Origin of the sequence: Microscilla marina ATCC 23134, assembly GCF_000169175.1 — a bacterium.
In the GTDB taxonomy this organism is placed as follows: Bacteria; Bacteroidota; Bacteroidia; order Cytophagales; family Microscillaceae; genus Microscilla; species Microscilla marina.
Window position 1 is genome coordinate 26,144 of the sequence record NZ_AAWS01000034.1, and the last position, 25,861, is coordinate 52,004.

Consider the following 25,861-nt stretch of genomic DNA (forward strand, 5'->3'; position numbering starts at 1 on the left):
GGTGGTTTTTTATCTTTTAGAAAATTCGTATGTAATAAATTCCTTGTTTTTGGTAGTTATTGCTAATAAGTAGTTTCCTTTGGGTAAAATCCTTAAGTCCATCTCAATATTTTGCTTGCCCGCCTTACAAGTATAAGATTGATGAGGAACGCCTGCTGTATTTTTTATTTTAACATTATAAATCTTATCCTGAGAGTTGGTTGTATTAATAGATACCCGTTTACCTTCCGAGTGCAGGGCAGCAGTTACAGGGGTAGCTTTTACTACCTTATCTGATGCTTTTACACTAATCCTTTTTAAGTTTGATTGAGCCTGCGCAGTGTACCCTATAGTTGCCAAAATCATTACCAATACTACGTGTATAAACCTTTTCATAATATTCAATATTTTATCTCTTAATTTGCCTGATTTACTATTATAAGTCAACCCTTTTAAGGATGTACTGTGCCTGGTTAGAAAAGTTATGACGTGGGTGTAAGGTAATCTAGTCTAATAGAGAAATTCCGTTTAAGTCGGTCGTAAGGTAAGTAGTCATCACATCAAAAAAGGGGAGCATGCGTAGCAACCCTTCAGCTAGTTTCTCTACGAAATTTCGTGATAAAACTTCGGCATCACTAAACTGGTGAGTCACTAAAAACTGTTTATAGCGAATGAGGTCTATATTTTCGTTGTCTTTTTTGAACCCCTTAGGAGCCGTTTTTACCTGATTGCCCTGTAGTTGCCCAAAGTACTTCTTAAAAGATGTATTTTCCAGTACTTGTCGCAACGGGTCAGCATCAGCGTCTATTTGTTGCCTGATCAGTAGCAGATCGGCAGCATTGGGACCAAAAAAACCTCCAGTAATAGAAGAATTGCCCGGAGCTAGCTCAAAGTGATACCCGCCCCGGCGATCAGCTCCCAAACGCTCTAGGTGTCCGCCCCAATAAGTTTTATACGGCACTTTATTTTTTGAAAAACGCACATCACGGTAAATGCGGTAAATACTTTTTTTGCCCGACTCATTGACAATCCGATCCTTTTTGTTCATTAAAAAAATCAATTCATCTGCAAAGTCAATCATTTCAGCTTTAGAAGCCTCATAAACTGCTTTGTTTTGAGCAAACCATTCGCGGTGGTTGTTATTCTGTAAGTCAGTCAAAAACTGAAAAGTTTGTGGAGATATTTGCGCCATTTTGTAGTGTTTTTTTTAGAAACCAGCAATACTTTGTACCAAACAGCGCTTAGGTAAGCAAAAGTTCCACGCTTAAAAATTACGTAGTTCAGGCTCCGGTAGGCATCAGAATTCAGCAAGCGAACTATGCGCTTTTTGGGGAGTACATCAACCGCCAAAATTCATCTTAAATTATTGTATACGTAGCGAGAGACTAAGGCACAAGTACCAACCGTTCAAATAATTTTTTAATCCTGTAAAAGGGCAGTGTCAGGTATTTATAGCCTTACGGCAAAAAGTGTCATGTCATCGCGGGGTTCTTGAGTACCAAGGTGTTTTTCAAAAGCAGCCTCAAATATTTGCTTTTGTTCGGGTAAAGGTAAATGAGCGTGTTTTTGGATCAACTTATGTAGCCGTTTAGTTCCAAAACTTCGTCGGTTTTGATTGGGCATGTCACGTATGCCATCTGTGGTCATGTACAGTACCACCCCTGGTTGTAATATAAGTTTGGTGTGGGTAAACTGTTTGACTACATTTTCAAAAAAACCACCAATGCCGAGTCTGTCACCTCTGAGCACCTTTGTGTTTTCGTCTTCTACCACTATCAAGTTTCTTTTGGCACCACTATAGATCAACTCTATCGATCCATCTGGTAATGACTGCAAGCGGCACATCGCCAAGTCCATACCGTCCGAATTGTCAGAGACTTGTTGTTTAAGACTTGCCACCACCAAGTCATCAAGTACCTCAAGAATCACCTGGGGCTCTATAATACGCATTTGTTTTACAATCTCATCTAATAGTTGGTAGCCAATCATACTCATCAAAGCCCCCGGTACCCCGTGCCCAGAGCAGTCTATTACCGACAAAAAAGTATATACCTCGTTGGTTTGCGGGTGATTGGTTTGTACTACCCAGTAAAAATCGCCCGATACGATATCTTTAGGCTTGTAAATTACAAAGTGTTCTTTAAAACAATTACTCAGCATTTGTTGATTAGGCAAGATAGTTTTCTGTATGTTTTGAGCGTATCTGATGCTATCGGTAATCTGTACATTTTGAAATTGAAGTTTCGAAAAACTATTGGCATTTTTGAGCGCAATGGCAATGTAAATGGTCAAATTGCGTAGCAGGTTTACCTGGTGGTCGCTGTAGGCATTGGTATAGCTACTTTGCACGCTTACTACCCCTATTACCTCATTACTTGCCATCAGTGGCAAACAAACCAATGAACGCAACAAAATATCATCCTTGTAATGATCAAGGTTATCTATATAATTGCGGTACTCTCTAGTTACATCTCCTATGACGATCTCTTTTTGGTGTTGGACACAATGTACCACAAAGCGATTTTTTTGACTCATTGGTATAAACATCGAAGGCAAAACATCACCTTTGTATACACTACTATCAAAGGCAATCAGTCTTTCTTTTTCGAGATATAAGCCAATTCCAAACTCCTCTGTGTCCAGCAAATATTGAATATTTTTGTATACTATTTGACTAATGTCCTGGATAGAAAAAGTGGCGGTGATTTCTTTGCCTATTTCACTCAGTAGTTTTACATTTTTATAGGCTTGGTCTAACTGGTCTCTCTGCATGACAATCTCTTCGTTGGCTTCCTGCAGAAAATCAGCCTGTTCAGCCAGGCTTTTTGCTTGCTCGCTTATTTCACTTTTTTGGGTTTGCAGGGTAGCATTTTTTTGGCGAATTTCCAGTGTTCGTTCATTGACTACCTGCTCCAGGTGGGCTTTTTGGTGGCTCAAACGCCTAATATTTAAATGTACAATGCCCCAAATTACCAATGCCCCTATGACGCCAAAAAGTAAGTAAGCCCACAAGGTTTGATACCAAGGAGGGGCAATCTTGAAACGATAGGTAGTTTCAGCACTTACTTGCCCGTAAACATTGCGTGCTTTTACCCTCAGCACATATTCGCCCGCAGGCAAGTTGGTATACTCTTTTTTACTTTCGGTACTCCAGCCAACGTATTTTTTGTTGAAGCCGTCCAGAAAATACTGAAACTCAATTTTATCTGTTTCTTCGAAATAAACGGTGGCAAATGAAAAACTAAGGTTGTTTAGTCGGTAAGGTAAAGTAGGTACCATGTGGGCAGGTTGGTCACCTACAAATTTGTAAGCGTGCTGATGGGTAAAATTACCTCCAAATATGATGGAATCCTTCTCTGCCCTGGTCTTCACGTTTCTTATCAATACCTGAAAAGTCTTTTTAGTCAATTTTTTGATATGACTGTTGTAATGTACCACACCTTCTCTGGTTTCAAACAACACATTATTTGCATTGATTGGAATAATGTGAGGTGCCATATAATTGGCAAACAGTTCTTTGTACTTATTAAATAATTTACGCTCAAGTACATACCCTTGTCCGGCATCTTTTCGGGCAAAAATAACCCCTGCCTTTGTCCATAACCATATATTTTGTTGTGGATCTTCTTTGATCCATAAAATATACTCACAGAGCCCCAATTGTTGGGTAAGTACAGGGTGGGGCAGAAACTTGTCTTGCTCAGAGTTGTACACATACACCCCCTGGGTAGTGCCTGCTACCAATTGATGGTTGCTTAACCCAAACACCCGGTTATGAATTGTCTGAGGCAAACCTTGTGCTTTAGCATATAGTTTTTTGCTTATTACCTGATCAAATTCAGCCGATAAAGTAAGACGGTACAGCCCATCTACTGTAGTTACCCATACATTGCCTTCTTTATCTTGGTGCATATAGCGGTTGTAGCTTGCATACCCCTTGATGGCTTGTTTGTATACCCACGTGTCTTGTTTTTTCTCAAGCAAAAGTAAGCCTTTACTGGTACTGGCAAGAATGTAACGGTTGCCTGAGGTATGCAAATAAATGAATGAATATACCGTAGTACTGGTGGCTACCAGTTGAGTAGCTGTAGTGTCTTTGATCAAGAAAATACCGTGTTTGTGGGCACATAGTACCCCTTCGGGAGTAGCCAACAGGTAAAACACAGCGCCTTTGGTAGCGGTAATGAGCTTAAAGCGTGACTGGGGACTAATGGGGTTGATGTAATTGTCGTTTGCTCGATAAAAGACCCCCTGAGACGTACCCACATAAAACTTGTCTTTATAAAGTTGGGTGGCAATGTGATTGACCGAACCTTCGAGTCCCAGGTGTTTGTTCCACAACGAAAACGGAGAGTTGGTTTCTACCCTCGCGATGCCGTTGTCAAGTGCAAGCCATAATGCTTGATCTTTGTCTATAAACAAATCATGTACATAATTACTACTGATGCCATTGCGTTGATTGATAAGTTGCAGGGCTTGACCAGACTGATCAATGATCAGCACCCCATTATGTTCAGTGCCTAACATTATTTTATTGCCATTGGCAATGGCACAACTGAGCTGATTTTGCTGTAAAAAGCTGTTGGCAGGGATATCCCAGGGAGTCACTTCGTTTTGATTGATGAGATACAACCCGTGTTCATAAGTAGCAATCAGTTTTTGATGATGGCGATAAGGCAGTATAGCTGTGACACTTTTATCGGCAAAAGTTTCACCTTTAGCCACCAATTGCCATTGGTGTTGGTGCGATGGATGGGTGAGTTTCATCAGGCCAGTACCTCGTTTTGTCATGAATAGCTCATCGTTGAACACCATCAAAGGGCGTAAAAACTCCGGTGACAGCGAAATAACATCCATTTGATTATTTTTATAAATAAACAAATACCCTGTTTTATGAAAAGCCACCAATTGCGAGGTTACAATTATTTTTTGGGTAGGCAGACCAGCCTGTTTTTGATAATCTTCGGGTACCAGATTTTTCAGTGACTTGTACTGTAAATGCCCCTTACTATCGGCCTCAAGGTACCCAAAGGCAGTGTATATACGTCCTGATTTACTTTTCGCTACCTGGTAGTTTTCTACTGGCAAGCGCCGCCACTTATTACCATCATACTGCAATACCCCACTCATATTGCCTACATACATTACCCCACGTTTGTCTTGAGCAAAACTCCAGTTTTGAGCGTGCCCTTTATAATCGTTGGGCAAGTAATTGGTTGCCTGAAGTAAACCTTCGTTTTTTATTGGAAAATTGTTCTTTTTTTGGGCATAAAGATACGCCTGGCATAACCACAAAAGTACGGTTATAAACAGTATTTGGCGGCTTGTATATATGTATGAGGTTGACTTGATGGCAAACGACTTTAGCATTGTTAAGTTGTAAAAACCAAGGTGCTTGGTGTTGACTGATTAAAAAATAAGAAGGTGTATGTAAACTTTAATGATTTTGAGTAGCAGTATGTGTGTTGCCTGCTTCGTCAAAGTTTCGGTTACTTTCTCTTAAATGCTTGTATAAGTTATGTTTTTTGAATTAAAAACCCAAATAAAGGAAGGGGAGGCTTTTTAAAAAGAGCAAAAAAAAAGCACGCTGAATTGTCAGCGTACTTTTACTAAAAATATTGAGGGAATTATTATTACTTTTGTTAAAGCTATACTATTTATTTTTTGCCTGATGTGTGCCCCTTTCGGGAAAACTATTATTTTTTTTGCCTGATGATTAATGTCTTCACTAATAGGTACATTCAATAGGGTAAATCTCTCCCCCCCCTAGAGGATTTTTTTATAAATAAGGCTGATTTTATAGCGTAATAATTTTATTTGACTGATTTACAGTGTGTTATAAATCACTGATCGAGAGATTTTTTTTTATTAGATATAAACACCCCAATCTTTTTATATTTGTTAGCTTACAAACTGAACCTAATAAAATATGCTTGGAATAAAATATATCAAGTTTGACTCGATGACCTACGTGATCCATTATACCAATGGTAAAATAAGAAAAGAGGGGAGAGGGCTATCGTTCTTCTATATGGCAATGAGCTCTTCTATAGTGGCTATTCCTATGGGCAGTAGCGATATTCCGTTTATGTTTACAGAATCTACTGTCGACTTTCAAACGATTTCTATTCAGGGGCAAATCACTTATAAAGTAACCAACCCCAAGCAATTGGCAGAGTTACTGGACTTTAGTGTAGACCGCCGGGGCAATTATAAAAGCAACGATGCCGAAAAAATTACTCAACGACTCACCAACGAAGCACAAACTGCTACTTCTTCTTTTATTCACGGGCTACAGCTCAAAGAAGCCATTCGGAGCGCACCTGATATTGAGAAAACTATAATCAAAGGTATTAGAGAATCGGAAACGGTAAAAATGCTGGGTATTGAGCCGTTGAGTGTGAATGTAATGGCAGTAAAAGCCACCCCCGAAATGGAAAAGGCGCTGGAAGCCAAAACCCGGGAGGCTTTGCAGCAAGAGGCTGATCAGGCAACTTATGATCGTCGTAACTTTGCCGTAGAACAAGAGCGAAAAATCAAAGAAAGTGAACTGAATACGGAGATTGCGGTAGAAGAAAAACGCAAACAGATTGTAGAGAAGCAAATGGAAACCAAGATTTTGACGGAGGAGAATAACCGCAAAATTCAAGACATGCAGCTGGAAACCGACATTGCCCTGGAAGAAAAACGCAAGCAATTGGTAGAAATGCAAACAACCAATGAACGCAAACAGGCAGACACCAAAGGTTATGTATTAGATACTACCCTAAAACCTTATAAAGACCTTGACTGGCGTACTTTGCTGGCAATTAGTGGCAACAATAGCCCAAAGCTCAACATTGCCCTGGCGTTTAGAGAGCTTGCCGAAAACACAGATAAAATTCAAAACCTGAATATTTCGCCCGATTTATTAGAGTCTTTGCTCAACGATGAATCTGAAGAGCAAAACTATTGATTGCCTAAGTATCTCAAGTTTACCTGTGGCTAAAGTATGGCAATAAGTAGCACCGTACTTTTGGGTACTAGACCATCTATTAATCAAGCAACAACCTATGAAAAAAGTAGATCAGGGTAAGATTGTTATTGTGCGCAACAAAACCCAGTTGGAAGAACTCCGGGAGCAGTTTAACACCATTGCTCAAGCAAGTTTTTTTATTCAGCAACAGCGTAACAATGTGCAGGCAAAATCAGGGTTTTTGTCTAAAAAGCAAAAGAAAGTATGGTCAGAAAACCGTGCCCGTAAAAAAGAAGACATTGGATCGTGGGAAATGGACGATTTTAAGCGAGAGCAAGACAATTACGATGCTACGCTCGAAACTGTAAAAAATCGCGCTGCCAGGTTTATGAAAATCAAAGTGCTTGAAACAGCGTATTTGCCTTCTTACTTGTTTTCGCCCAGCGACATTGTCATTGTGGTAGGACAAGATGGCTTAGTAGCCAATACTGCCAAGTATGCCCGCAATATTCCCATTATCGCCATTAATCCTGAACCCCACCGTTTTGACGGAATATTGTTGCCTTTTACCTTACAAAATTTTGAGATGGCATTGCAAAAAGCAGTATCGGGCAAGCACCAATACAAAGAGGTAACAATGGCTGAAGCACTGCTCGATGATGGGCAAAGTTTGTTGGCTTTCAATGACTTATACATTGGCGTAAACTCTCACATATCTGCCAAATATCAAATCACTTATGGAGGATCTACCGAAAACCAATCGTCAAGCGGAATGATTGTGTCTACTGGTGCTGGGGCTACCGGCTGGATGAGTTCGGTGTTTAATATGGTCAAAGGTGTTAACCAGCTTTTTGGCGAAAGCCCGCAAGTGACGGTACCTTCATTGCCGTGGGACACCAACCGACTTTTATTTACTGTGAGAGAGCCCTTTGCCAGCAAAACCGCGCAGGCAGGCATTGTGTCAGGGTTTATAGAAGAAGGTGAAGAGTTGGTGATAGAGTCTATGATGCCCCAAAATGGCGTGATTTTTAGCGATGGTATCCAGTCTGATTATTTACGGTTTAATTCTGGCAGCATCGCCCGTATTGGGCTTGCCAGCCAAAAGGCTCAATTGGTGGTTTAGTTACAAAGTATAAAATATGGTCTTAAATTCAAAGAAAACAGCAAAGCCCTGGCGTAAACCAAGGCTTTGCTGTTTTCTTCGATGATGTCAAAAAATACTTACTTGCATAAGCACTTTTATAAAACACGCTATTTTGATACGTTAAGTAAGCGATAAGCCCCTGAACCTAAGTGCTTAACCAAGATTTTTTTATAAGCCGTAGTACGTACAAACCTACTTAAGAATTGATTCCAAACGCCCTGCCAGTCACTAGTGGGAGGCATAATCATTCCAAATTCTTCCCCTCCTTTTTGGTCACCTACCGAGTGTCTTTTGATGGGCAAACCTCGCTGCAAAGCCGAGGCATAATAGTTAAAGTCAAGTGAGGTAAACGAGCGAGGGTCACTAGCGACTTTTCTGAGTACCTCTACACTAGAGGATAAATAAATAATCCGCAGGTTGGGGTGATAAAGTTGCTTGAACCGTTCAATGGTTTTGGCGTTGGTAGAGGAGCGCAATGTGTAGGCTTTCATATGGGCGAAGTCACGTCGCATGTTTTTCAAGTTGCCCAAAGTAGGCACTTTGTGGTGGGTCATCAACACCGACACATTGTAAATAAATGCAGGAGTAAACTTAAACTGTTTTCGGCGCTTAGGGGTAATCGTAATGTTACCCAAACCAAACACTCCTCCTTTGCCTTGTTTTACATTACGTAAAAAAATAGGAAAGTGGTCACTGCGTCCTTTCACTCTAATACTCAACTGCTTGACTCCTCTGGTAGTTTTGAGGTATTTTACAAATTGTTGTACGATGTCTATACAAACTCCAGTAAGTTTTCCGTTCGCATCGCGGTATACCAACCCAGGAGTATCTATATAGGTAAGCACTATAGTGCCCGACTTGCTTTGGTTTACCTTAGCCCAGGTATCGCCCACAAGCTGAGTTTGGGCTTTTAGCCGGGGGGTGTATGCCAATGCAGTCAGTACAAGTACCCATATTTTTATCTGTAAATTATAAAACATAATTAATCCATTTTCAAAGTTTAAGGGGACAATAAGCACAGCTTATGACAATTTGTATAGGCTATATTGTTTATCCCCTATGGCAGTTTTTCATATTAACACCATGAAAAATAGCTTAAATAGTTGTTTTTTACAACAAAATACTGAAAAAATACCAACATTGGCTAAGAAGGTACGGACAACTCTGTTGCGCTTAAAAATATATTGGCTTGCCAGTAAAATTGCTTTCGTTGCCCAAAAGTATGGACAAGCTTTTGGTACATAGCGTCGTAGTCTGCTTGTTGGTACAGTGGGCGATCCTGACTTTTGTTGGTCATTCGTTGGGCTATAGTGTACAAAGGAGTGTCGATAAATACACTGGTACCCGCCCGGTTTATTCTGTCCATATTGTCGAAAAAACAAGGAGCGCCTCCACCTGTAGCGATTACTTGGGTAGTGGGTGGTTGAGCAATTATTTCGTGCAAAACGGCTTGTTCAAGGCGACGAAAATGTGCTTCACCATCTTGTTCAAAAATAGTGGGAATGCTTTTTTGCGCTTTTTGTTCTATCAGCTCATCCATATCTACAAATGGAATTTGCCATTCGCTGGCGAGTTGTTTGCCCACCGAGGATTTGCCTGAACCGGGCATTCCTATCAAAAAAATTAGCATGGAATTATCAAAAAAGGTTTGAAAGTAAATGAATATTCTAACAAGTGAACTTGCTTGGTTTGACTAGAGCCGATAGAAAAGCAAAGTGTTTGGTCAGGGATTAAAAAACTAAGATGAGCATAGCATTACCCTTCAAGTGATTGGTTAGAGGCGTTGTTGTCAGGTTGAGGCATTTCGTCTGGTTTTACCTCTGTTTTGCCTTCTTTTTTGTTAGAGTTATCTTCGTTAAGCAGCAAAGTAAGCCTTTGTGTCATGGCTTTGGGGTCAAGGTTTCGGTAAATTTTACCATTGCGTACAATGGACATTTGCCCGGTTTCTTCTGACACCACCACCACCACCGCATCGGCTATTTCGGTGAGCCCAATGGCTGCTCGGTGGCGCAAACCCAGCGAGGCAGGCAGCGAATCGTTTTCTGACACAGGCAAGATACAACGGGCGGCTACCACCCTACCATCCATGCTTATGATAACAGCCCCGTCGTGTAAAGGGCTAAACTTTTGAAAAATAGAAATCAGTAAACGCTTAGATACAATGGCATCAATTTCGTCGCCTGATTCGGCGTAAAACTTTAGTTCAGAACTGCGAGAAAAAACCACCAGTGCTCCAGTAAGCGATGCGGACATTTCTTGTGCGGCTTCTACCACCGCGTTTATCTTAAAGGTATTTTCTGACGAAGAGGTTCTGCTCCAGAAGCTTTTGATAAAACTATACCTGCCAAAAGGGGTAGCCTTGCCTATTACCAGCAAAAACTTACGTATTTCTTGTTGAAACAAGATTATAATGACCAACACCCCTACACCCATAAATTGCCCCAAAATAGTACTCAACAATTCCATTCCGGCGGCAGATACCATCAGGTAAAGTGCGTATACTGCCAGTCCTCCCAACAAAATACGCGAAGCAACACTTCCCTTTACCAAATTATATAACTGATACATGATAAAACTCACCAACAAAATGTCTAAAATGTCGGCAAAGTTCATGTCCAGAAAACCTATGGAAATAAGAAATATCATAATTGATGCAATCCTTTTAGAGTAGTTTTTACCGTGTAAATATAAAATAGAGTGATTAGTATAACCAATTAATTGGCACTAAAGCATAAGTTTATTTTTTGTTCAGCGGGGTAAATGTACAGTTTGGTACACTGGAGGTTAAATAAACACAGAATAAGTTCAAGTGTATTTTGCTTGCGAATGAACTTGAAAAATTAAGCTAAAGACTGTAGTAGGTAACAAGTAAAAAACGCACCAATATTCATTGGTAAAGACCTGGAAATCATCTTTTGAGCAAAGTTCTTCACAAGAGCGTTTTTTTACACCAATGCTCTTTGGTCAACTATTCATTTTCGGTCAAACAAAACCTGTTCAGCGCCTCTACCATCGCTATAGCATCTTTTGCCGCTTTTACATCGTGTACCCGTAAAATATTTGCCCCATTTTGCAATGCTACTGTATGGAGTGCAATGGTGCCATACAATGCCTCGTCTGCTGAATTTTGCAACGTTTTATAGATCATAGACTTGCGGGAAATACCTGCCAGCACGGGCAAACCCAGCGTCTGAAACATACGCAAGTGTTGTAGCAAGTGAAAGTTTTGAGGGATGTTCTTAGCAAAGCCAAAGCCTGGGTCAATGATTACATCGTGTACACCCAGTTGTTTGAGTTTGGCTACCTTTTGCTGTAAGTCGAGCAATACCTCCGATACCAAGTGTTCGTATTCATTGAGGGTGGTCATTGTTTGGGGAGTACCCCGCATGTGCATCAATATGTATGGTACTTGTAAACGTGCTACCGTGTCGAACATCTGATGGTCAAGGTTGCCCCCCGAAATATCGTTGATGATACAAGCCCCGGCATTGACTGCTTCTGAGGCAACACTGGCTCGAAACGTATCTATTGAGAGGTAGGCGTGTGGGTAGTTTTTAAGAATAAGTTCAATTGCCGGCAGTACCCGGTCGATTTCTTCTTGTGTTCCAATGTCATCAGCGTTTGGACGCGACGAGTATCCTCCAATATCGATGATATCAGCTCCTTCGTCCAAAAAACGGGAGACTTTAGAAAGTATTTGATCACTGAGCTGATGCCTTCCCCCATCATAAAACGAGTCAGGAGTCACATTTAAAATCCCCATTACTATTGGGCGGTTAAGTAACATGAGTGTCCCCTTGAGACAGAGTGTTTTTTTTGAGTAAAATATTGTACCTTTCGCTTGCATTCAACAAATTTGCTTAGAGCTTGTTTAAATTTTGCCCGGATTATAATTTTTACACAGGCTTTTGGGTGTAAATCAGGGATTTGATATAATGTTCAACCCTCAAACTTTTCGGTTTTCACTCGAAACAGAAACTTTATACATATTCTTATGTAAAATTGTAGTGCATTAAAAAAAAAGTTGAAAAATGAATGATTCTTTAGAGTTTGTTTAAAATTCATCATAAAACCTGCTGTAAACGAAAGTTTAAACAAGCTCTTATCCGTTTCTCAACCAATATAGGCAGATCATTGTTTTACGCAAAAATGTAAGAGGTAAAAAATACTTAAACAACCACGCGTGGTGTTTGTTTGATTATAAAAAATGACCAACTCATGAAAATCCTGAATAGAACTATAAGCTTTTTGGTAGGTGCCCTTTTTATTTTTTCAGGGCTGATTAAACTCAATGACCCTACCGGAACCGAGATTAAACTACACGAGTATTTTGAAGTGTTCAAAAGTGATCCTTACCTTGGAAACCTGGGTGCTTTCTGGGAGTTTTTGGCACCCTACAGCCTTTGGCTTGCCATTATACTTACCGTGCTAGAGGTAGTGCTGGGTTTCAACTTGTTGTTACACCACCGTGCCAAAACTACACTAAGGTCGTTGTTGGCTTTGATTGTCTTTTTTACCTTCCTCACCTTTTATTCCTGGTTTTTCGACAAAGTAAAAGATTGTGGTTGCTTTGGCGATGCTATTCCACTGACTCCTTTCCAGTCATTTATGAAAGATGTCATACTTACCGTCATGATTGTGTGGTTATTGATCCAACGTCATCAAATTACCCCTATGTTATCGGTGAGGGTAGGGTCGGTGCTGTCTATACTTGCTACCATTGGAGCCACTGTATTTGGTTTTTATACGGTACGTCATCTTCCAGTGAAAGACTTCAGAGCTTATAAAGTAGGTGCCAATCTGCCTGCCAATATGAAACCCAAAGAAAAGCTTAAGTACGGCGAAGAATTATATATTTATAAAGATCTCAAGGAAGGCAAAGAGTTGAAGATCAAGGGGACAGACTATACCAAAGACTGGAAAAAATATTCGGATACTACCCAATACAAGTTTGTAAAACTGGAAAAACCCTTGCTCAACCCTGAAGCTTTGCCCAAAATCACCGATTTTAAGGTGTTCAGTACCGATGGAACAGACTTTACCACCCAAGTGTTGCAGGGCACCAAAATGTACATCGTGATTCCTGACGTATACAAGATCAAAAACGGACAAAAGGTAGTGGTAACTGAGGCAAGCGCGTATGTCAAAATAGGTGCATTGGTAAAAGAACTGCGTCAAAACAAAATTCAGCCTATAGTGCTTACTGCTGCCGGAGCTCAAGACATAGAAGAATTTAGACATAAGGTACAACTTGCCGTTAGTTATTATTTTGTAGATAAGAAGGTGCTCAAAACAATGATAAGGGCCAACCCTGGCTTGATGTTGTTGAAAGATGGTACCGTAAAAGGTAAATGGCATCACAACGACACCCCAAAAATAGAGGCAGTGACTCAGTTGCTGAAGTGAGTTTATAAGGTGAAAGAATAATAATTTAAAATAGGCTGTTATATTTGCAAACAAAAATGATAACTTAGCAATGAGCTTGCTTAAGGTTTTTTCTTTGCTATCAAAAGAATTATTTTAAGACAAGCTCAACAATAAATAGCCAAAATAATGTACATTGGTGAGCCAATGTAACAGCCCTAAAAAAGAATATATGATTGGTTTTATCTTACGACGACTTGGGTATGGGATAATGGTAGTGTTGGGGGTAGTCTTTGTCGTGTTCTTCTTGTTCCATGTGTTACCCGGCGACCCGGTAGGGGTGTTGGTAGGAGAGCATGGCTCTAAAGAAGTGCGTGAGAATATTACCAAAGACTTGGGGCTTAATAAAAGTTTGCCAGTGCAATTTGCCTATTACCTCAATGACCTCTCGCCTATATCGGTACATACCGACAATAAAGCACACCAGGAAAAGTATAAATATTTCACCTTATTGCCTGTCGGTAAGCGTACCCTGGTAGTCAAGTATCCTTACCTGAGGCGGTCGTATCGAACCAACAAAAAAGTGAGTGAAATACTGATGGAAAACATAGGCGCTACCTTGGTATTGGCGGTCGTTTCTATGTTTTTTGCTACCCTTATAGGCATTGTATTCGGTATTTTTGCCGCACTCAACCAAAATACTTTTGTAGATTACTCCTTGGTTACTATTTCAGTACTGGGAATTTCTACTCCATCTTTTGTCATGGCCATTACTATTTCGGTCATCTTTGGCTATTACCTCAAAGACTACACCGGGCTTTCGCATATTGGGTCGCTTTGGGAAACCTCTATTGAGGGTACCACTCTAAAGCTCAAAAACCTTATTTTGCCCGCCACTACACTGGCACTTCGTCCGTTGGCCATCATAGTACAACTCACCCGAAGCTCTATGCTGGATGTTATGTCGCAAGACTACATAAGAACTGCTCGTGCCAAGGGTTTGCTCTTTTACAGAGTGGTGGCAAAACATGCCCTCAAAAATGCATTGAATCCAGTAATTACAGCAGTGTCAGGCTGGTTGGCTTCACTGATGGCAGGTACATTTTTTATTGAATATGTGTTTGACTGGAAAGGCTTGGGGTATACCATTATCAAGGCGGTAGAAGACCGCGACTTACCCATTATTATGGGAACCACCATTTTTATTGCCTGTATTTTTGTTGTGATCAACATTCTGGTAGACATTCTCTACTCTACCATTGACCCACGAATTAAGCTGAAGTAGAGCCAAAAACTGGGTTCTATCTGAAGCATTCATTTCACCTCTATTTTGAAAAAATGAAGCTGCTTCTTATTTAAAATTACCCAATACCCAGTTCCCAGCACCTAATGCCTTATTCAAAACAAGTCCAACACTTTCAGAAACTGCTCCAGCTGATCATCGTCAAAGTCGAGGTGAGTTACAAAACGCATGGTGAGTTTGTCCATCATTCCAGCAAGAATTCCGTGGTTTTTAAGGTGAGCCAGCAAACGCTCTACCGTATCGTGGTTGGGCAAATCAAACAATACAATGTTGGTTTGGACAGGTATCAGGTTTAGCACATAACTTTTAGTGGTCAGGTGTTGGGCAATGGTTTGTGCCCGTTGGTGGTCGTTGCTGAGGCGTGCCACGTGATTGTCAAGGGCATAAATGCCCGCTGCTGCCATATACCCCACTTGGCGCATAGCTCCACCCAATACTTTGCGGCTGCGCTTGGCTTTTTTGATCAACTCATGACTACTCAGCACCAGCGAGCCTACCGGACACCCTAGCCCCTTTGACAAACAAATAGAAATGGTGTCAAAATACTGCCCATAGTCTTGAGCTTTGTCGCCAGTAGATACTAAGGCATTGAATACTCTTGCCCCATCCAGATGCGTTTTTAGTTGGTGTTGGCGGGCAGCAGTAGTTACAGCCTTGATCTGGTCTAGGGTATAACAAGTGCCACCTGCCCGGTTTACCGAGTTTTCGAGCGCCACTACACTTGTGGTTGGGTAGTGAATGTTGTCATCGTTTACATTGTTTGACACATCGGCAGGGTGCAATATGCCATTTTGCGAGTGTATGAGGCGGGTACTTACTTGCGAATTATACGCCAGTCCGCCTCCTTCATATTTATAAATATGTGCCCCATTGTAACAAATAATTTCGTCTTGTGGTTGGGTCAAAACCCGCATGGCTATTTGGTTGGTCATTGTACCAGAAGGACAAAAAAGAGCGGCTTCCATGCCAAACATGTCAGCTGCTTTTTGTTGCAACTGGTTTACGGTCATATCTTCGTCGTACACATCGTCGCCTACTGTTGCTCCCCACATTGCCTCAAGCATAGGTGGAGTAGGTTTAGTTATGGTGTCGCTTCTTAAATCTATCATGCAAAAAAATATAATTTGAAGTTGTTGTTTTACAAATAATCTGAATCACTTCGCGTTTTCGAATTGGCAGTAATTTATCCATACAGTTAAAACAAAAACAGGGGATTAAAGCATTCCTTGGACGCTTTTGTGCGCCTTTAAGTATTTTGTTATACTAAGCTTTAGGCAAGCTTTGCTTGATGAATGCCTATAGAATGACTGTTTACCCAAGTATAGTAGTGTATGGGTCTCAGTAAATTCATCGCAAAACTTTTCGAATACAAAAACTTAAACAAGCGTTGTTTATGTTTCATTCGCAAATTAATTATTTATTTTGCGTAAAATAATATAAAAATCTATGATAAACGATCGTAAGTCATTCATTCTGATATTGAGCTTTTTGGGCATCATTGTTTTTTCGGCCAATGCCCAAAAAGAAAAACCCAAACCATTTGAATACGCAAAACTCTTTACCGAAAAAGAGTTGAAAACCAAGCGACTTTACGCTAATTTGGGAGCAAGTACTATTAAACAATATAAAGAAGTTTTTAAACTAAGACTTCGAAGTATGGGTGGTTTTCATGGCAAAATAGATGCTATTCCATCATTTGTTGATACGCTCAAAAACCTTCAGTACTTGTATGTGCGCGGAGAAGCACTGACCACCTTGCCATTGTCAATGGAAGCCTGCAAAAATATGCAGTTTTTACATTTGAGCAGTAATAGATTTACTGAAATACCCCAGGTTATTTTTACTTTCAAACATTTGAAGTTATTGGATTTGCGCGCCAACAGTTTCAAGGAGATTCCTTTTGATATAGGCAACTTTTCCGAGCTTGAGTACTTGTATTTAGGGCAAAACTCTGCGCTTACGTTATTACAATTAGATGCAATGAAAAAACTAACCAAGCTCAAAAATCTTGACCTTACGGGTACCAACATCCCTCTGCGCCAAGCTAAAGAAATTCAAAAATTGCTGCCCAATTGTAAAGTATTGCATGATTGATAAAGGGGCTAAATAGCCGTACCTGGCAGGTATACAATACAAAGAAAACCACTTTTGAGTGGTTTTTTTATTGTTATAAAGATTAACATAATGTTTTGTTATGAAAATGTGCATCAATGCCCATATTATCTTGGTCAAGTTGTTTTTGTAGTTTTACTTAATAGTGGGTAAAGATTTTGTTGTAAATTGAGTATCATCTATTTTTACAGTATATGAAAGTCCTTATTTACTCTTTTTTGTGCTGGGGTCTTTGGGTAGCTTGCCTTCCGGCACAAGCACAAACTACCCAGCAGCAGTTTGTAAAACGCTTGAGAGGCTATCAGGTAATATTGGCAAAGCAATACATCAAAGAAAGTGGTGGAATGTTGCCCGATACTACCTCACCTGCTGCGCTTATTGCGAACGAAAAAATAGGAATATTTGCCAAAATGAACAGCCAAACGGCAGAGTTTATATTGGGTGGTCGTCCTTATGCTTACAATGTGCAGGTAGTACAATGGTCAACCTCAAGGGGCAAAAAGTTTTGGACAGTTATTCGCTACCTGGCAAATTACGGAGAACCATCTAAACCGATTCGTTTCAAGGATTTCAAAATCATTGACCTTCAGTTTAGAAATATCAAAGCACAAGTGTTGCCCAAAACTACTATGACCCGTTGGCAACAAGCTTATGAGGCGAGCATTAAGAAAAATTGCGATAATTATAAGGGACAAAAAATAGGTTCGCTGGACGATCCTGTTTCTGAAACTATGACCTTGTCGTTGGGGTATGGAGGCACTACAAACGATCGGGCAATGTCTTTTACGGTACGATTGCGTTACAAAACCCGTTACACTGTATGTACATTGTTTATGGGTGAATTGATGTTTAACAAGACAAAGGGTATATTTGAATTTAAAGCGTATTGATCTATTTAAAAACTGTAGTATATCATGGAGGATTGGGATGAGTTATTAGCGAGGTATTTTTCGGGGGAAACCACCGCTAATGAGCAAGAGAAAGCAGAAGCCTGGCTAAAAAAACACCCACAAGAAGGGCAAATACTGAAAAAAGCCTGGGAGGTGAATACAGTACCTACATTTGCCCCAGACGTAAACCTTGCCTGGAGCCAGGTGCAAAGCAAAATTACTCCTGTTCATCATAAAGAAAACAAGCTAAGAAACTTCAACCTGCGTTGGGCAGTTGCGGCGGTGTTGGTGTTGGCAGTAGGGCTTGCCTGGTGGATGTTGACAGACAAAGATACGGATAGTTGGCTTACCAAAGAGGTACAAAGTAAGCAAACCACTCCTTTGCTATTAAGCGATGGTACCAAGGTATGGCTCAATCAACAAACCAAACTGCGTTATCCTTCGTCTTTTGACGCTGCTCAGCGCGAAGTATTTCTTGAGGGTGAAGCCTTTTTTGAGGTAAAGCCCAACACACAAAAACCTTTTGTGGTACATGCAGCAAAAACTACTACTCAGGTATTGGGAACGTCATTTAATGTAAAATCACCTGCCAACGAAGCCAACATAGCGGTAACGGTCACTTCGGGTAAGGTGGCTTTTTTTGCCAATGCTTACCCTGATAAACGACTAGTGTTGAATAAAAACCAACAAGGAGTATTTACCAATGCTACCCAGGCTTTGACAAAAAATCCCCGCTATGATGCCAACTTACTTGCTTGGAAAACAGGCATATTGCGTTTTGAGCGGGCTTCTTTGGCAGAAGTAGCCGCAGTATTGAGTAAATACTATAACAAAACTATTAAAATAGAGAATAAAACACTCCGCAATTGCGTATTGACTACCACGCTTGAGAAGTTGTCGTTAAAAGAGGCCATAGAAGTGATAGCCCTCACCCTTAATATTGAATATACCATCGCAACGCAGCAAGTTGTATTGAAAGGAAAAGCTTGTAAATAGTTAATCAAGGAGGAGGTAAATTCCATTACATCAGACTGAATTTTATTAGAAAAATGCCGAAGTTGTACCTGACCGTTTTTGTTTTATTGGTTTTTTTGGGGGAGGCATTAGGGCAACCTTCTACCCTCTTGCAAACCCCCATTCAGCTAGAGCCAGGGCAGTATACCGTTGCTCAATTGCTCAAGCAAATCAATAATCAAACTGGAGTACATTTTTCTTACAGCCGTTCTTTAAACATTTCCAAAAAAGTGTTGTTTACTGATAAAACACTTTCTATCAAGCAAATAGTCGATCAGATGCTTGCCCCACAAAAGCTAAAATATTTGCTTAAGGGTAAAATGATTATTATAAGAAAAAGTTTTCCCAAAATAGCTACTCCTACGAGCACAACAGCTTCGTTTACTACTCAACCCCGTTTTTACACCATCAGTGGTACCATCACCGACCAATCAAATGGAGAGGCGTTGATTGGAGCCACCGTGTATATACCTTCTCTGGGCAAGGGAATCGCTACCAATAGTTATGGCTTTTTTGCGCTTAGATTGGCTCCTGGCAAATACAAGGTACAAGTGTCTTACATTGGTTTTCAGAGCAAGCATTACCAGATAAACCTGGAAGCCTCTAAAACCTTGAATGTAGAATTACCTGTGGACAAAAACGAGCTTGCCACAGTAGTCATTACCGATCGGGGCATCAACGAACACGTCACAAGCCTGGAGGTGAGCACGAACCGCCTGGACATAGAAGAAATAAAAAGCATGCCGGCTTTTTTGGGCGAAGTAGATGTATTGCAGAGCATCAGGGCATTGCCTGGAGTAAGTAGTATAGGAGAGGGAGCGTCGGGTTTTAACGTAAGAGGAGGAGCCGCTGACCAAAACCTAATATTGCTCGATGAAGCCATTGTATACAATTCAGCGCATTTGCTGGGTTTGTTCTCAGTGTTTAACCCTCATTCGGTAAAAGATGTCAAAATCTATAAAGGTGCCATTCCGCCCAATTATGGTGGTCGCTTATCATCGGTGTTGGACATTCGCCAAAAAGAAGGCAATACCAAAAGGTTTAGCGGAGAAGGAGGGGTGGGTTTTGTTACTTCGCGACTAATGTTGGAAACGCCCATTGTCAAAGACAAAAGCGCGTTGTTGGTGGCAGCCCGCCGTTCTTATGCCGACTTGTTTCTTAAACTTTCCAGTGATCAGGACATACGCGATACCCAGTTGTATTTTTATGACCTCAACCTGAAATTTAATTATGCAATTGACAAAAAAAACCGACTATATGTCTCAGGGTATTTTGGAAGAGATGTAGCCAAAATTGGCAAACTGTTTTCGTTTTCGTGGGGCAACCGTACTGCCACAATTCGGTGGAACCATTTATTCAACAGTCAATTGTTTTCCAATGTAAGTTTGATTTTCAGTGATTATAACTATAAGCTGGGTGTGCTACCGACAAACACAAACGGTTTGGAGTTTGAATGGGTGGCAGGTATTTCCAGTTATCAACTCAAAAACGATCTTACTTGGTTTATCAACCCTCGGCATACCCTCGATTTTGGTATAAGTGGTATAGGATACTATTTTCAACCAGGGCAAGTAGATTCTGAAACCAGTTCAGTAAAAACTGCCAGTGAAAGGGCGTTAGAAACAGCCATTTATGCCAATTATAAGCAACAAATCAACAAAAAACTAACTTTAAGTTATGGTGTGCGTTTGTCTGCTTTTTTGAGCTTGGGCGAGCGCAATGTACGTACTTATCTGCCTGGTCAACCACGCCGCAATGCAACAGTGATTGGACAAAGGCGGTACGGTAATAATGAGGTGGTCGCCAATTATTGGGGGCTGGAACCCCGCCTGAGCCTCCGTTGGCAGTTTAAACCCAAAACTGCTCTCAAAGCCAGCTATGCCCGCAATCGTCAATACATTCACTTGGTATCTAATACTACTGCTCCTCTGCCCACCGATATTTGGAAATCGTCTGATCCTTATATTCGTCCACTTACCTCAGATCAAGTAGCATTGGGTATATTTCACGTTATAGCTTCGCCCGCGCTTGAGTTGTCAGCAGAGGTGTATTACAAAAAAATGTACGACTTGATTGATTACCGAAACGGAGTAAACCTGTTGTTGAACGAATACCTTGAAACGGAGTTGTTAAGTGGCGATGGGCGCGCTTATGGACTAGAACTGATGGTAAGAAAAAATACAGGGAAGTTTCGTGGTTGGTTAAGTTATACTTTGGCAAGGTCTGAGCGTAAAATCGACAGTGATTTTCCGGAAGATAGAGTCAATAACGGGGCGTATTACCCAGCAGACTATGACAGAACCCACTTATTGAACCTAACGACTACTTATGATTTTAACAAAAGAGTAAGCCTTTCGGCAAATTTTACCCTGAGTACGGGACGTCCAGTGACTTTTCCGAGTGCTAAGTATCAGTTTATGGGTTCTACCGTGCTAGACTATAGCACCCGCAACCAAAACCGAATCCCCAGTTATCACCGACTAGACCTTTCTTTGACTCTCAAGGGCAAGCCCAAGCGTAAGCGACGTTGGAAGGGAGAGTGGGTTTTTTCGGTGTACAATGTGTATGCACGCAGAAACGCTTACTCAATCTATTTTATAGGAGACGGCACTGCCCAAAACGAAGCGACCCGTCTCTCTATTTTGGGAGGATTGTTTCCCTCTATTACTTATAATTTTAAATTTTAGAGAGAGAAGCCCCAAACCAGCCCTTGTTGGTTATAACTTGTAGCCCAAGGACGCACTATACCAATATGTGTTGGCATCCAAGGACTTGTTACTATTTTGAGAATTTGGTAAAACTTTATAAGTAACTGATAATTAGTTTCTTTGAATTGTTGATTTATTTTATCAAGTATCAAAAGTGTTTGAATAACAGCGTCTTCTATTCCGCCTTAGTTTGTTAGCGTTAAGAAATTTACGAAATGGAGCCGTTAAAAACAGATTACCGAACGAGGAACGAGTGAGTGTTTGAGCTGTTTAGGCGTAATGGAGTAAATTTTAGCGATCAAACTACAGCGGCGGCTTTTTTTGGTTCGTTTTTTTAGCTAAAGAAAATCCATGATCCCGAACTTGATTCGGGGAAATGAACGGCTGCTGAGGTTCCTGAAACTTGATTTCCTGTCAAAATCTTGCTGATTATATGGCTAAAATGACTTTTACCAAGTTTTCAATACTATTGAGTTTGCTTCTTGTCACAGCCTGCCTTTCGTTGCAAAATATAGTTTTCCCAACCTTTACAGAAAAAAAAATCTTGTGTAACATTGATGGGCAGGGGTAATTTTTGAGCTTCAGGGTGTAGGTGAAAGTAGACATGGCACCTTTCAAGCTCTTGGCAAAGACAGACAGTATTGCGACTACTGTCGATTTCTTCGATCAGCTTTTTTAGTTGTAACAATCTTTTTTCAATATCGGTAGAGGAGGTTTTGTACCCTCTTTTTTGTTTTTCTATTTCCTGGTGTAAATACACCCTTTGATAAGCTTTGATAACTTCTTGTTTTAATAGAACAATGTTCATACGATTATAAATTTTTGTCAAAAATGCCTGATGAAAGACCAATAGTATGTACCTATTTTAGCTGGTCTTTTACTAACAAAGAGACAAAACCGCTCATTTTAACCCTTAAAGTGTACAAGTTTTTTTTGCTAAAAGTAAGAAAATACAATTAAATAAATATGTAAATATTTGATTATTAATTGTTTAGTGATCAGTGAAATAAAAAAACACCTGCCACTGACAGGTGTTTTTAAGTTAGGTTTTTATATGGAGTGCATAATAGTTATATGGTTTACAGATTCAATTCTCTTGACAAAGTCATCAGCATCAACTTTTGTCCACGTGGCTTAGTCCGCTCTTCTTACAGAACTTACGCCAGAGCTATTGCTTTGCAAAGTAGGGTTGCCTTTGTAACGTACTTTTGAGGCGCCACTGGCTTCAACCGCAAGTTTGTTGGCTACCTGTACATATACCTTACTGGCACCCGAAAGCTCCAGTTCAGCATTTTTTACAGCAAAGTCATACGCCATAATTTTGGAAGCACCACTTATGTTTAGTTTTACATTGTCAGCGTTGCCGTCTTTTAGTTCAACTTTAGAGGCTCCCGATATGTCCAGATTCATTCGTCCTTCGCTAAAACCTCTGGCAGTAAGCTTGCAAGCTCCCGACAGGTTCAAAGCTTCAAGGCTTGGAGTGCTTATTTCCAATACAATGTTACGGTGGCTGCCTCTTTTAAGGCTCAGTTTTACTTGCTCACCATTTTGGGTCAGCTTTAACTTGTCCAAATCTGTTTCACGCCCCTTAGCTACTACCTTGGTTTCGTTGCTTTTTACCAGTTTTACCTTGAATACACCACCAATGGTTAATTTTTTGAAATTATTTACCTTAAATGCCCTTGTTCCATCACCTTGGTTTTGTTCTTCGTGGCTCACGCGATTGTCATTATCATTGTAATATCCACGTCTGTTTTCATAACGGGCAATTTTTTCTTCATCGGGGCTATGCTTACAACTTATACATACCAAACGACCACTCTTTTTAAACTTCCACACGTTTTTTCCATCCATATCGCGAGCACTGTACCCATTTTTGTTAATCGTATTATAAATAATGTGACGCAGGCTATTGGTCATTATAAACTCCTTTTCGTAAGGAATGTATAGTCTCATTTTGTTACTTTGTGCCCTAAACTTGGCCCCAGACTTAAATGTAAAGTTTCTGTCGAAAAGTAACGTGTTATCTTCCTTTGCTACCCCATACTCAATCATTTGTGCATTATTGGCAGCATCCTGGTAACTCTCTCCGGCAGCGCCAAAGCTATGCTCTAGTTTAAAAGCGGCTTCGCCATAACCCTGCAAAGTCAACTTACTGCGTCGGTAGTCTTTCATTCCATTATTTGGGTTCATGTCCAACATTACAGGAGCTTTTCCTTCAAAAGTATAATACTCTACTTTGCCCGATGTGTTGGTGTAGCCAAAGTTGTTGATGTTGGGGGGCAACGCTACACCCAAGCCAATCAGACTGACTACCCAAAGCCCTGCCATTGTCCAGCCAAAACGAGACCGAATAACCCAGCGGCGTAACAATAACGAAATGCCTAAACCTATGATAAACAAACTTGGTATGAGTAGGGTAAAGTACATACTAGTAGCAAGCAAGGCGGGTAATTCCATACTATTGTAGTAAAACCTGGCAGGTACTGGTCCTAAGTACATTCCTTCAAAGTGAAAGTTACCCAAGGTAAAAATAACGGCAATGGTTAAGCCCACTGTCATGCTCAAGCCCATAATAAAAGCCAAAAATCCCCCACCAATGCGAATACTTTCGGAGGCAAGCACAAAAAACGGACGAATCAAAGGACTTAGACTATTGATGAGTACTCCAGCCATTTTGAAAGGAAACATCACAACTTGTCCGGCTTTGGTAGTACTGTAGTTTCTTTGTTCGGGTACTCTCATTGTTTTACGTAGGGTAGAATCAATATTTTTGAGGGTAATGGGCTCACCTTCCATTTTCATACGGTCGGTAATGGTTTTTGCCTCAGGCGAAATGATCCAGAGAATAATGTATAGTAAAATACTGGCACCACCCAATGCAATACCCAATACAAATAGTAAACGCAATAGGGCAAGCTCTATGCCTACATAATGCGATAGCCCGGCAACTACTCCACCAATGGTAGAACGGTTGCGGTCGCGGTAAAATCTTTTGATTTGAGGGTTTTCTTCCAGCTCTTTGTTCAAAGGCACCACTGCCCAAAGGGTAAGGTAACTGATCAGCGTAAAAGCAGGAATTGCCGGGGCAAAGAACAGCCCAAAGGTAAGTACAATCAGAATAAGACGCACCCACATGGCATCCATGTTAAAGTAATGGGCAAGCCCTGAAGCCACCCCACCCAAAATCTTGTGGTTGCCATCACGATACAAGCGCTTACCACGGGTTCGGCGTGGCACCTGACTAGCCACAGCTTGTGGCACATGTTCGGCAGTATGGCGGTGGTTGTCTTCTACATTGAAGTTCAAGTCCTCTGCGTATGCTTTTTCGGTCTGGGTGGCTTTTTTAACCGGAGGGTTCTTTGTCGGCTGTGCCTTAAGCGACGCCTGGTACTCGGCTTCGGTTTGTAGCTCAAGCCCACCATCGTTAAACACTGGGTTAGAAGCAATGGGTTGGTAGGCAGGGTCGTCTTCCATTGCCTGAAAGTCGGCAACGCTCCCCATGGTAGTGATCAGATGGTTTACATCCTCTTGGGTAATCACTTGCTTGCCACTATTGAGGGTTGACATAAAAATTTCAGCCATACGGTTTTCTATGTCTTCTATAATCTCCTTACTGTCTTCAAACGAGGCAAAATACTGCTCTACCGAAGAGAGATAGGTTTTGAGTTGCTCGTAGGTATCTTCTTCTATGTAGAAGATGATCCCACTAATGTTGATGCTAATATTTTTTTTCATGGTTATATGTGCTGAGTTTATTAAGTGCTTGTCTAAAGTCGATTGATGGTTTTAATTAGGTTTTATTTCTTTTTGAGTTTTATCTCTTCCAGTGTTGGTATCTCAATGCTTTCTCGCTTATTTTGAATAATCTTATTGGTAGACAATACCAGTTCGTTCCACGTAATATTTAGTTTTTGTAAAAACTCGTTGCCTTTTTCGGTCAATGTGTAGTGTTTTTGTGGAGGACCAAGTTTTGACTCTTTCCAGCTATAAGCCAGTAAGTCAGCTTTGCGTAAGCGAGTCAATAAAGGGTAAAGTGTGCCTTCTACCACAATGATTTTTGCATCTTTGAGCTCCTTAAGAATATCAGATGCGTAAATCTCGCCACGCGAAATGATATGGAGAATGCAAAATTCCAGAATGCCCTTACGCATCTGTACTTGTGTGTTTTCTATGTTCATAATATTATGATAAATGTTAACATTGAGTAAACTATTTACTTTGATTAAACATATACACGTCTATCAAAGGTTCTATGTAATACCAAGTATTGGAATAAAAAAATATTTTTTCTCTTAGTTACGACAAAAATAATAGAAAGTTCTATGTAATGCAAGGTATCTTATAAAAACCTGAACCTACAGGCTAAATTACATTTCATTTGCAGTGTAC

Annotated in this window: 20 protein-coding genes; 8 read left to right on the top strand and 12 right to left on the bottom strand. The window is 40.6% G+C overall.

What is annotated here, in order from left to right; translation table 11 throughout:
* Positions 1–9 precede the first annotated feature (9 nt).
* The 3 genes from M23134_RS25160 to M23134_RS25170 all read right to left on the bottom strand — a co-directional run bounded on the left by M23134_RS25160 (position 10) and on the right by M23134_RS25170 (position 5,349).
* On the bottom strand, positions 10–375 hold the full coding sequence (locus M23134_RS25160; protein ID WP_045114309.1) for a DUF3244 domain-containing protein: 366 nt from the start codon (positions 373–375) through the stop codon (positions 10–12).
* A 109-nt stretch (positions 376–484) separates the two neighbouring features.
* Positions 485–1,171 carry a DUF2461 domain-containing protein gene (locus M23134_RS25165; RefSeq protein WP_002700941.1) on the bottom strand — a complete coding sequence of 229 codons (687 nt, stop codon included), beginning with the start codon at positions 1,169–1,171 and terminating at the stop codon, positions 485–487.
* A 257-nt stretch (positions 1,172–1,428) separates the two neighbouring features.
* Complete coding sequence (locus tag M23134_RS25170) at positions 1,429–5,349, bottom strand: SpoIIE family protein phosphatase (protein WP_002700942.1); 3,921 nt, start codon at positions 5,347–5,349, stop codon at positions 1,429–1,431.
* Positions 5,350–5,908: 559 nt separating this feature from the next.
* Between M23134_RS25170 and M23134_RS25175 the strand changes: the two genes are divergently transcribed.
* Positions 5,909–6,934 carry an SPFH domain-containing protein gene (locus M23134_RS25175; protein WP_002700946.1) on the top strand — a complete coding sequence of 342 codons (1,026 nt, stop codon included), beginning with the start codon at positions 5,909–5,911 and terminating at the stop codon, positions 6,932–6,934.
* Between the two features lie 97 nt (positions 6,935–7,031).
* A complete protein-coding gene (locus tag M23134_RS25180; protein WP_002700948.1) occupies positions 7,032–8,057 on the top strand; it encodes a diacylglycerol kinase catalytic domain-containing protein in 1,026 nt (341 codons plus the stop codon).
* A 128-nt stretch (positions 8,058–8,185) separates the two neighbouring features.
* Here M23134_RS25180 and M23134_RS25185 read toward each other — a convergent pair whose 3' ends face one another.
* From M23134_RS25185 to folP, 4 genes are all read right to left on the bottom strand, one after another.
* Positions 8,186–9,058 (bottom strand): substrate-binding periplasmic protein, encoded by an 873-nt coding sequence (locus tag M23134_RS25185; protein WP_002700951.1) that lies wholly within the window; start codon positions 9,056–9,058, stop codon positions 8,186–8,188.
* Positions 9,059–9,222: 164 nt separating this feature from the next.
* The gene (locus tag M23134_RS25190) at positions 9,223–9,708 is read right to left on the bottom strand and encodes a shikimate kinase (protein ID WP_002700957.1); all 486 of its coding nucleotides are present in this window, start codon (positions 9,706–9,708) and stop codon (positions 9,223–9,225) included.
* A 125-nt stretch (positions 9,709–9,833) separates the two neighbouring features.
* Positions 9,834–10,724 (bottom strand): diadenylate cyclase CdaA, encoded by an 891-nt coding sequence (gene cdaA, locus M23134_RS25195; RefSeq protein ID WP_002700960.1) that lies wholly within the window; start codon positions 10,722–10,724, stop codon positions 9,834–9,836.
* Positions 10,725–11,046: 322 nt separating this feature from the next.
* Positions 11,047–11,925: a dihydropteroate synthase gene (gene folP / locus M23134_RS25200; RefSeq protein ID WP_045114310.1), complete on the bottom strand. Its 879-nt coding sequence runs from the start codon at positions 11,923–11,925 to the stop codon at positions 11,047–11,049.
* Between the two features lie 371 nt (positions 11,926–12,296).
* On the opposite strand from folP, the gene M23134_RS25205 reads away from it, so the two are divergent.
* Positions 12,297–13,484, top strand: coding sequence for a BT_3928 family protein (locus M23134_RS25205; protein WP_045114311.1), 1,188 nt, complete (start codon positions 12,297–12,299; stop codon positions 13,482–13,484).
* A 190-nt stretch (positions 13,485–13,674) separates the two neighbouring features.
* Positions 13,675–14,727: an ABC transporter permease gene (locus tag M23134_RS25210; protein WP_002700965.1), complete on the top strand. Its 1,053-nt coding sequence runs from the start codon at positions 13,675–13,677 to the stop codon at positions 14,725–14,727.
* A 113-nt stretch (positions 14,728–14,840) separates the two neighbouring features.
* Here M23134_RS25210 and M23134_RS25215 read toward each other — a convergent pair whose 3' ends face one another.
* Together M23134_RS25215 and M23134_RS42545 are read right to left on the bottom strand one after the other, a co-directional pair.
* Positions 14,841–15,854, bottom strand: a complete 1,014-nt coding sequence (locus tag M23134_RS25215; protein WP_002700966.1) for a threonine aldolase family protein — start codon at positions 15,852–15,854, stop codon at positions 14,841–14,843.
* Between the two features lie 161 nt (positions 15,855–16,015).
* Positions 16,016–16,147 carry a hypothetical protein gene (locus tag M23134_RS42545; RefSeq protein ID WP_002700969.1) on the bottom strand — a complete coding sequence of 44 codons (132 nt, stop codon included), beginning with the start codon at positions 16,145–16,147 and terminating at the stop codon, positions 16,016–16,018.
* Between the two features lie 44 nt (positions 16,148–16,191).
* Here M23134_RS42545 and M23134_RS25220 point away from each other — a divergent pair, with 44 nt between their 5' ends.
* From M23134_RS25220 to M23134_RS25235, 4 genes are all read left to right on the top strand, one after another.
* Positions 16,192–16,839 (top strand): leucine-rich repeat domain-containing protein, encoded by a 648-nt coding sequence (locus M23134_RS25220; protein ID WP_002700970.1) that lies wholly within the window; start codon positions 16,192–16,194, stop codon positions 16,837–16,839.
* Between the two features lie 212 nt (positions 16,840–17,051).
* Positions 17,052–17,747, top strand: coding sequence for a hypothetical protein (locus M23134_RS25225; RefSeq protein ID WP_002700972.1), 696 nt, complete (start codon positions 17,052–17,054; stop codon positions 17,745–17,747).
* 24 nt (positions 17,748–17,771) lie between these two features.
* Entirely contained in the window at positions 17,772–18,743 is a 972-nt protein-coding gene (locus M23134_RS38875) for a FecR family protein (RefSeq protein WP_002700974.1), read from the top strand.
* Between the two features lie 53 nt (positions 18,744–18,796).
* The gene (locus M23134_RS25235) at positions 18,797–21,448 is read left to right on the top strand and encodes a TonB-dependent receptor (protein ID WP_232296834.1); all 2,652 of its coding nucleotides are present in this window, start codon (positions 18,797–18,799) and stop codon (positions 21,446–21,448) included.
* Positions 21,449–21,935: 487 nt separating this feature from the next.
* Here the strand turns inward: M23134_RS25235 and M23134_RS25240 are convergent, their stop codons facing one another.
* From M23134_RS25240 to M23134_RS25250, 3 genes are all read right to left on the bottom strand, one after another.
* Complete coding sequence (locus M23134_RS25240) at positions 21,936–22,277, bottom strand: hypothetical protein (RefSeq protein WP_045114312.1); 342 nt, start codon at positions 22,275–22,277, stop codon at positions 21,936–21,938.
* 326 nt (positions 22,278–22,603) lie between these two features.
* Positions 22,604–25,207, bottom strand: coding sequence for a PspC domain-containing protein (locus tag M23134_RS25245; protein ID WP_002700985.1), 2,604 nt, complete (start codon positions 25,205–25,207; stop codon positions 22,604–22,606).
* 62 nt (positions 25,208–25,269) lie between these two features.
* The gene (locus M23134_RS25250) at positions 25,270–25,650 is read right to left on the bottom strand and encodes a PadR family transcriptional regulator (protein WP_002700986.1); all 381 of its coding nucleotides are present in this window, start codon (positions 25,648–25,650) and stop codon (positions 25,270–25,272) included.
* Positions 25,651–25,861 lie beyond the last annotated feature (211 nt).

Coding starts and splice junctions, on each gene's coding strand:
- M23134_RS42545 (WP_002700969.1), bottom strand. CDS start 16,147: ATGAAACATAAACAACGCTTGTTTAAGTTTTTGTATTCGAAAAGTTTT.
- M23134_RS25165 (WP_002700941.1), bottom strand. CDS start 1,171: ATGGCGCAAATATCTCCACAAACTTTTCAGTTTTTGACTGACTTACAG.
- M23134_RS25250 (WP_002700986.1), bottom strand. CDS start 25,650: ATGAACATAGAAAACACACAAGTACAGATGCGTAAGGGCATTCTGGAA.
- M23134_RS25205 (WP_045114311.1), top strand. CDS start 12,297: ATGAAAATCCTGAATAGAACTATAAGCTTTTTGGTAGGTGCCCTTTTT.
- M23134_RS25245 (WP_002700985.1), bottom strand. CDS start 25,207: ATGAAAAAAAATATTAGCATCAACATTAGTGGGATCATCTTCTACATA.
- M23134_RS25190 (WP_002700957.1), bottom strand. CDS start 9,708: ATGCTAATTTTTTTGATAGGAATGCCCGGTTCAGGCAAATCCTCGGTG.
- M23134_RS25160 (WP_045114309.1), bottom strand. CDS start 375: ATGAAAAGGTTTATACACGTAGTATTGGTAATGATTTTGGCAACTATA.
- M23134_RS25175 (WP_002700946.1), top strand. CDS start 5,909: ATGCTTGGAATAAAATATATCAAGTTTGACTCGATGACCTACGTGATC.
- M23134_RS25220 (WP_002700970.1), top strand. CDS start 16,192: ATGATAAACGATCGTAAGTCATTCATTCTGATATTGAGCTTTTTGGGC.
- folP (WP_045114310.1), bottom strand. CDS start 11,925: ATGCAAGCGAAAGGTACAATATTTTACTCAAAAAAAACACTCTGTCTC.
- M23134_RS25225 (WP_002700972.1), top strand. CDS start 17,052: ATGAAAGTCCTTATTTACTCTTTTTTGTGCTGGGGTCTTTGGGTAGCT.
- M23134_RS38875 (WP_002700974.1), top strand. CDS start 17,772: ATGGAGGATTGGGATGAGTTATTAGCGAGGTATTTTTCGGGGGAAACC.
- M23134_RS25240 (WP_045114312.1), bottom strand. CDS start 22,277: ATGAACATTGTTCTATTAAAACAAGAAGTTATCAAAGCTTATCAAAGG.
- M23134_RS25180 (WP_002700948.1), top strand. CDS start 7,032: ATGAAAAAAGTAGATCAGGGTAAGATTGTTATTGTGCGCAACAAAACC.
- cdaA (WP_002700960.1), bottom strand. CDS start 10,724: ATGATATTTCTTATTTCCATAGGTTTTCTGGACATGAACTTTGCCGAC.
- M23134_RS25215 (WP_002700966.1), bottom strand. CDS start 15,854: ATGATAGATTTAAGAAGCGACACCATAACTAAACCTACTCCACCTATG.
- M23134_RS25235 (WP_232296834.1), top strand. CDS start 18,797: ATGCCGAAGTTGTACCTGACCGTTTTTGTTTTATTGGTTTTTTTGGGG.
- M23134_RS25185 (WP_002700951.1), bottom strand. CDS start 9,058: ATGTTTTATAATTTACAGATAAAAATATGGGTACTTGTACTGACTGCA.
- M23134_RS25210 (WP_002700965.1), top strand. CDS start 13,675: ATGATTGGTTTTATCTTACGACGACTTGGGTATGGGATAATGGTAGTG.
- M23134_RS25170 (WP_002700942.1), bottom strand. CDS start 5,349: ATGCTAAAGTCGTTTGCCATCAAGTCAACCTCATACATATATACAAGC.